At 41.6% G+C, this 7,491-nt stretch carries 1 protein-coding gene; it reads right to left on the reverse strand.

From position 1 onward, the window contains the following. Positions 1–243 precede the first annotated feature (243 nt). Positions 244–7,332: an AAA family ATPase gene (locus CDG79_RS27630; protein ID WP_094344967.1), complete on the reverse strand. Its 7,089-nt coding sequence runs from the start codon at positions 7,330–7,332 to the stop codon at positions 244–246. Between the last annotated feature and the right edge of the window lie 159 nt (positions 7,333–7,491).

A 7,491-nucleotide genomic window follows, 5' to 3' on the forward strand; every position in this document is an offset into this window, starting at 1 on the left:
ATTTAAACGATAAAACAATATTTTCCGTAGCTCGTACTGAGCAGATACACCCGGATTTCTCACCACATCTCTCAAAACCTTGCACTCTTGAGCAGGGGAGCAGGGGAGCAGGGGAGCAAAGGAGAGTGATTGTACAAGTTCTTTCCCCTCTGCCCCTCTGCCCCTCTGCATTTCAAGCTTGTGAGAAATGCGGGATACAGCCCTCTTGGAGATGCTAGGCGAACCAAGTAGGGCTGGAGCCGCTTACCACAAACTTTTAATTAATGCTCCGATCGCCTTTAGCAATTCTTCTGGATCTACAGGTTTGGAAATATGCCGTTGAAATCCGACTGCGATCGCTTGCTGATAATCCATCTCTCCAGCATAAGCAGTTAAAGCGATCGCGGGAATTGTCCCGCCTTGCTCTGGTTTCAAACTCCTGATCTGTCGCATCAGCATGTAACCATCCATTTCTGGCATCCCGATATCGCTGACGATCAAATTTGGCTGGGATTGACTTAGTGCAGTTAAAGCTGCAACGGCTGAGGCTACAACTGTCACTGTTGCACCATATTGCTCCAGCATGAAGGGCAAAAACTCTCGCATATCTGCGTCATCATCGACTACGAGAATCTCTAAGCCAGACAAGGGTGAGGACTGATCTGCCAGAAGTGAGGAGTTATTTTTTGCATCCTTGATTTCTTGACTTTCATCCTGTAAGCATGGAAGTTTAACGGTGAAGGTTGCTCCTTGTCCTTCGCCCAGGCTGTCTGCTTGAACAGTTCCTCCGTGAAGTTCTACGAGATGTCGGACGATCGCTAATCCTAAACCCAAACCGCCAAATTTTCGAGTTGTGGCACCATCTGCTTGACGGAAATAATCAAAGACATAAGGTAAAAACTCAGGTGCAATCCCTTTTCCTGTGTCAGTTACGCGGATTTTTACTTGTGAGCCAACTTGCTCTAATTTGATTTTTACCTGTCCACCGATGGGAGTAAACTTAATGGCATTAGAAAGGATATTCCAAATCACTTGTTGCAATCGATTGCCATCGCCTAAAACTGGCCCGACACCGGATGCAAGAATTGTCTGAATCTCGATAGACTTGGCCTGTGCTGATAAACGCACCGTTTCAATGGCAGCTTCAATGACTGATACCAAATTAATCCGCCCGAAGTTGAGGTTAAGTTTACCCTGAAGGATGCGGGAAACATCAAGCAAATCTTCAATCAATTGGGTTTGCAACTTGGCATTGCGCTCAATGGTTTCGAGGGCGCGATCGCTTGTTGCTTGGTCAAGTTTGCGGGTTCGCATCAGTTTTGTCCAACCCAGAATTGGGTTAAGCGGTGTTCTCAATTCATGGGAGAGGACGGCTAGAAATTCGTCTTTGATGCGGTTTGCTGATTCAGCAGCGTTTCGCGCCGTTAGTTCGGCTTCGTAGAGATGGGCCCGAGCGATCGCTTGGGCGCATTGTTGAGCAACAGCAAAGATAAATGCTCGATCTTCTCCACTAAGTTGTTGAAGTTCATTAAATCCCAAACTTATACCGCCCACTGCCGAACCTTCTACCATCAATGGAATAGAAATCCAGGCATTAATGTCATATTGGGCGTAAGCTTCAGCTAGATGTGGGTAACGAGCTATTCTATTTTGTCTAGATTCAGCCCAAATAGGTTGTCCAGTCCGCACAGCTTCGGCTAGAGGGGAAGGTGAATCAATGGAAAAATACCGCCAAGTGTCTACCAAATCTTGGTTATAGCCAACCGCCCGCACAATTTCTAGTTCAGTTTTGTTTTCATTCACCAAGGCAACGAGGGCAGAATTAGCTCTCAAAGCAGCCATGCTCTGCTCTACAATGACTTCAGAGACTTGGGCTGGTGTCAGCGATTCTGAAAGGGCAGCCGTAATGGATTGAAGACGGGCAATGCGCTCTAAAGCTTGCTCTGCCGTTTTTTGTGCCTGCTGTGCTTCTTGGTAAAGGCGGGCATTATCGATCGCGATCGCCGCCCGATGGGCAACATCTTCAGCTAGTAATAAGTCTGCCGTGCTGTAACGACGTTCTGATTCCGCAGTAAAAAAGGAAATTGCACCAAAAATTCTTTCCCGTGCCATTAAAGGAAGAATTATACAGGACTTTAAACCAATTTCACGGATAATTCTTAGATGTTCTGCATCTGGAATGCCTGCTGCTAGAAGTGCATCTGAAATTTCAGTTACCATTTCAGGAATTCCTGTACGCAGTACTTTTGGCACGCCGTAAGGTTCATCCAACTTTCTAGGATAATATTGATGAAGTTGCCAACCAAGTTTAACTTTCTCTGGATCTCGGTGGGCAACTGCTACCCGATTAATTGATTGGTTGTCTTGTAGCAAATCGACGCTGCACCAATCGGCGAAATAAGGCACAACCAGATTAGCCACACTTGCTAGGGTGCTTTCGTAATCGAGGGAAGCTGCTAGGGTTGCACTGACTTGAGCCAAAAATGCTGCTCGTTGCCGATCGGCTTCTGCTTCTTGACGGGCGGTTTGCTCTTGAATTAGTTGAATACGTTCCGCTTCAGATTGTTTGCGATCGGTGATATCTAACACAACACCACTCATGTGTGTGGCAATACCCGCTTCATTGAAAAAGGCTTTACCCCGACAGGCTGCGTAGCGGATACTGCCGTCATCTTGAATAATTCGATATTCTAAATTATGTTCTACACCTTTGTTAATCGCTCGACTCAAGGATTCAGCTAATAATTCTCGATCGTCTAGATGCAGACAATCGAGGATTGCTTGCGAAGTGCCAGCAAAGGTTTCAGGTGTTAACCCAAATAGTTGATAAATCTGCTCATCCCAGTCAAAGCGATCGTTGGCAATATCCCAACTCCAAACACCGATTTTGCCAGATTTTAACGCCAAGTTGAGTTGTGCTTGGCTGTTCTCTAGACCTTGAAAAAGACGAGCATTTTCTAGAGAAATAGCAATTTGAACTGTCAAAATCTCCAGTACGGAAAGTTTTTCCTGTGTAAAAGCACTGGGGATAAGATTGTTTTCTAAGTATAAAATACCAAGTAATTTCGACTGACGTGCGATCGGTAAACAAAGTACAGATTTAGGTTGCTTTTGGATTACATACTCATCTCCAGAAAACATATTTTGTTCAGTGGCATTTTGCAAAATTACTGTTTCTTGAGTTCGCTGCACATAATTCAGAATTGATTGCGGAATAATCTGTGAAATTTCACCCTCTAATACAGGTCGAGAAACATTGAGCTTTTCTGCTTGGGGATTAACCTTAGCTTCTACTTCGATCGCCAAATTTTGTTCGCGATCAAGCAATAAATAACCAATTTCTGCTCCGGCTTGCTCGATTGCAATTTGCATTAATGTCTTCAACAACTGTGAAAACACAATTTCACTACTTATGGTTTGAGAGGCTTTAACTACTGATAAAAAGTCTAAATGTTCGCCTGTAGTGATAAATGTTTCGTTAGAGATAAGCTGTTGCTGTGGCAATAACTGAGGATAGCATTCTTCTAAGTGCTTAACTTTCGCAGATGCCTCCCAACGCATATAAGCATTTTTAGCCACTTGCAAGTAGGTTTGGGCAATTAATTCAAACTCCCGCTCCCAGTAAAACTTAGCAGCTAGTTCATTAGCCAAAGCTTCATATTGTACAAATCCCTGCTCGCTGGCTGAAGCAATTGATTGCTCGTACAGGCGCATTGCTTCCAAGTCTCTACCTTCAATCCTAGCTATTTCAGCAGCTACTAATTGAGATTTGTGTAAAAAGTTCGCAGGGCAGTGATTAGCCCAGTATTGTAATTGCTGTTGATGAGATTCTAGGGTTTGCAAAAACTGTTCTTGCTCTTGAGGAGATACTGTCGGATAAAGAGCCGTGAGAGTCAGTGAGTAATATAAAATATAATCTGTTTCAATTGGTAATGCCAGTGTCGCAACTGGAAATTTGTTCAAATTTAAAGCAGAATTTAGTGCTTCTACATATTTTCTATATGTAAAAAAGATAATTAGTTTAATAATATGATAAAAAATAATTCCACTGACAAAACCTGCATCTGTAATGACAGACAATGCGCGTGATTCATTAAAATTATCATCACTTAAAGTCAGATTTTGATGAGTAAGTCCGCGCAGATTCATCAGTAGCATCTGCTGTAGTCTAATTGTCTGATAGACAGCTTCATGTTTTGACTGGCGGGCGAAGGCAGTGTATTTTTCTAGAGATTTGTATGTATCTACAAGTGGAGAGCCTAATTGGATAATTTGCCAGGAGCCTTGATAACCGTTGTAGTTTGCCATCGTCACATCACCAGCTTCTATACAGCCAATAAATCCCCGTTCTAAAAAGGGAATATCGGTAGCAATATGATTACGCCAAACGTTTATATGACTTCCATGAATATGTAGAACAACTCCTCGAAGTTTCAAGTCATGGAATTTTTCATTCAATTGAATTGTCATCTCAGAAAATGCGTAGCCTGTAAGAATATCATGGAAGATGGAAACTAACAACATGGCGTACATACTGTAAGCAAAACATGAATCTTCCGTATTCCCAAACTTGAGTGAGTAGTTAACAGCTTTAAGTACGACTAAGGGAAAGAGATCCGGTCTACCGAGATAAGTAGGTGGCCCCAAAGTCGTTAACAGACTAATCAGTGTCTTAATATTTGGATCTTGAATTACCGGAGCATTAATTAAATCAGAGACTTGTCGTTCGCCTAAATTTATTAATACCTGGTTTTTCTCAATTGCGATCGCACTTTGCACTTCCTCAGCTGAATCAGGGAATATCACCCCAAAAAGTTTTAAAGCTTCTAATCCCAATATCAGCGCCTCTTCATATCTACCTGCAACTTGGTAGAGTCTGATTTGCAGCATATAAATATTCGATTTGTCAATATAAGATTTGGCTTTGAGCAATAGTAGCTCAAATAGTTCTTCCGCTTGCTCTAAATTTCCTGTTAAAAATTCACACTCAGCCCGTTCTCTAAATAAAGCAAATGTTTGTTCGTATTCTTCAATCCAGGCATTTTTAGATCCAAGATTCATAGCAATGCTAAAAAATACTTTAGCATGAGTATAGGCTGTAGAAGCTTTTGCCTTTTTACCAGCAATTAAATTCAATCGTACCAATTCATCTTTCTCTGTTTGTTCAACAATCAAGTCCACCGCGAGATTGAGTTGATTGACTAGATCAAAAATTTGCTCGTTCACTTGTTCAGGACTCGCATTCTTCAGCAATAGCTGCCCAATCTTCAGGTGAACAGCCGACTTGGATTCATCGGCAATTAAGGAGTATGCAGCTTGTTGAACTCGGTCATGGTAGAAACGATAGTTTTTTTCAGCACTTTCATCTGACTCAATGGAAATAATTAATCCTCTTAAAATTGCTTCAATAAGTGCATTTGCTGTTTCTTCAATAGATTGTTCGCCAACAATCGCTAAAACTTCTAAATCAAAGCGATTACCAATGCAGGAGGCTAATTTAAGCACCTGTTGAGTTGCAAGTGGCAGTTTTTGCATCCGCCCAATCATCAGATTGACAATATTATCTGTAATCCCTTGGGCTTCAATCTCAGCTAGATCCCATTGCCAAATACCATGTTGGCGATTAAACTTCAGCAGATTTTCTTGATGCAGTATTTTGAGAAATTCATTGACAAAAAAAGGATTGCCGTCAGTTTTTTGGATAATTAATTTAGCAAGTGGTTCTACTTGTTCTGCTGAACTATATAAGGTATCAGCAATTAACTGTTTTACATAGGCAATATTCAACGGTGTAAGCAGAATTTCAGTCGTTATTGCTCCATACTGGCTAACCTTCTCTATCATCAACTTGAAGGGATGTACAACATCTACTTCGTTATCTCTATAGGCCAAAATGAAGCAGAGATACTGAATATTAGAGCCAGTGATAATAGTTTGAATTAAATTCAAAGTAGCGGTGTCTGCCCACTGCATATCATCTAAGAAAACAGTGAGCGGATGCTCTTTTTGAGCAAAGACGTTGATAAAGTTCTGAAACACCAAGTTGAATCTATTTTGAGACTCGGCAGGCCCCAACTCTGGTACAGGAAACTGCTCTCCAACTATTAGTTCAACTTCTGGAATTACATCTGTGATTAGTCTTCCATTATTCCCTAATGCTGCTTGTATTTGCTTTTTCCAGGTAGCAAGTCGTTCTTCGGGCTGCGTTAAAATTTGGCGAGCGAGTGTTTGAAAAGCTTGAACAATGGTGGAATAAGGAATATCTCGTTTGTACCGATCAAACTTACCACAGATAAAAAAACCACGTTCTCTGACAATGGGCTTGTGAATCTCTTTTACTAAAGAAGATTTCCCAACTCCAGCATAGCCAGAAACTAACACAAGTTCTGGTTTGCCTTGAGTAATAACTCGCTCAAATACTTGTATAAGCTTGGCAATCTCTGGTTCTCGCCCATACAATTTTTGAGGAATTTGAAAGCGTTCTGAGATATCTTGTTCACCTAAAACAAAAGATTGAATTTGTCCTGTTGTCTCCAATTGCTTTAAGCATTTTTCCAAATCAAATTGCAAACCTAAAGCGCTCTGATACCTCTGTTCTGCAACTTTAGACAGCAACTTCACGATCGTCTCACAAAGCATTTGGGGAATATCAGAGTTCAGCTTTGTCGGGGATAGCGCAGATTTGGCGATATGACAATGCACCCACTCTAAAGGGTCTTTGCCTTGAAATGGTAGCTGACCTGTGAGCATCTCATAAAAGGTAACTCCCAGAGAATACAAATCGCTACGATGGTCAATTCCTCGATTCATCCGCCCAGTTTGCTCAGGTGAGATATAAGGTAAACTGCCTTCAATGCGACTGGAACTGCTAACTACTTGCTGCTGGTAGGGAATGAAGGCAGCAATTCCAAAATCGGCAATTTTGACCTGATTAGTTTCGAGATTAACTAAGATATTTTGCGGCTTAATATCCTTGTGGACAATATAATGAGCGTGAATTTGTGCAAGTTTACTGGTGATTTCAATAGCAATCTTCAGAAACGGAATAGGCTGTTGAAATTGGTCGAGAAACTGGTCGAGCGATCGCGCCTCAAAATCCTCCATAATTAAATAAGGCATTCCCTGATGCATCTCTAAGGCGTAGACCTTGACTGCGGCTGTGGTGTTTAACCTTTGAGCGATCGCATACTCATGTTTGAGTTGTTCGATATTATTGCGTGTACACTGTTCTGGACGCAGCCCTTTGATAATTACCGGACACTCGTCTTTAACCTTGATTCCACGGTATATGACTGCTTTTACCCCTGCTTTCAACAAAGTGACAATTTTAAATCCGGGTAATGCAATCATCATGCCAAAATACTCCAGCCGTGTTTCTTCAGGGATAATCCGAGCTTACTCGTATTTTAGATACATTTCTTTGAGCAGATGAAATTTAGATAATATCAGATTCGGATAATCACTTCTGCTGACCAAACCCGCATTTCTCACAAGCTTCAGGCGTTTGATAGA

This window comes from Nostoc sp. 'Peltigera membranacea cyanobiont' 232 (assembly GCF_002245985.1).
Classification (GTDB): Bacteria; Cyanobacteriota; Cyanobacteriia; order Cyanobacteriales; family Nostocaceae; genus Nostoc.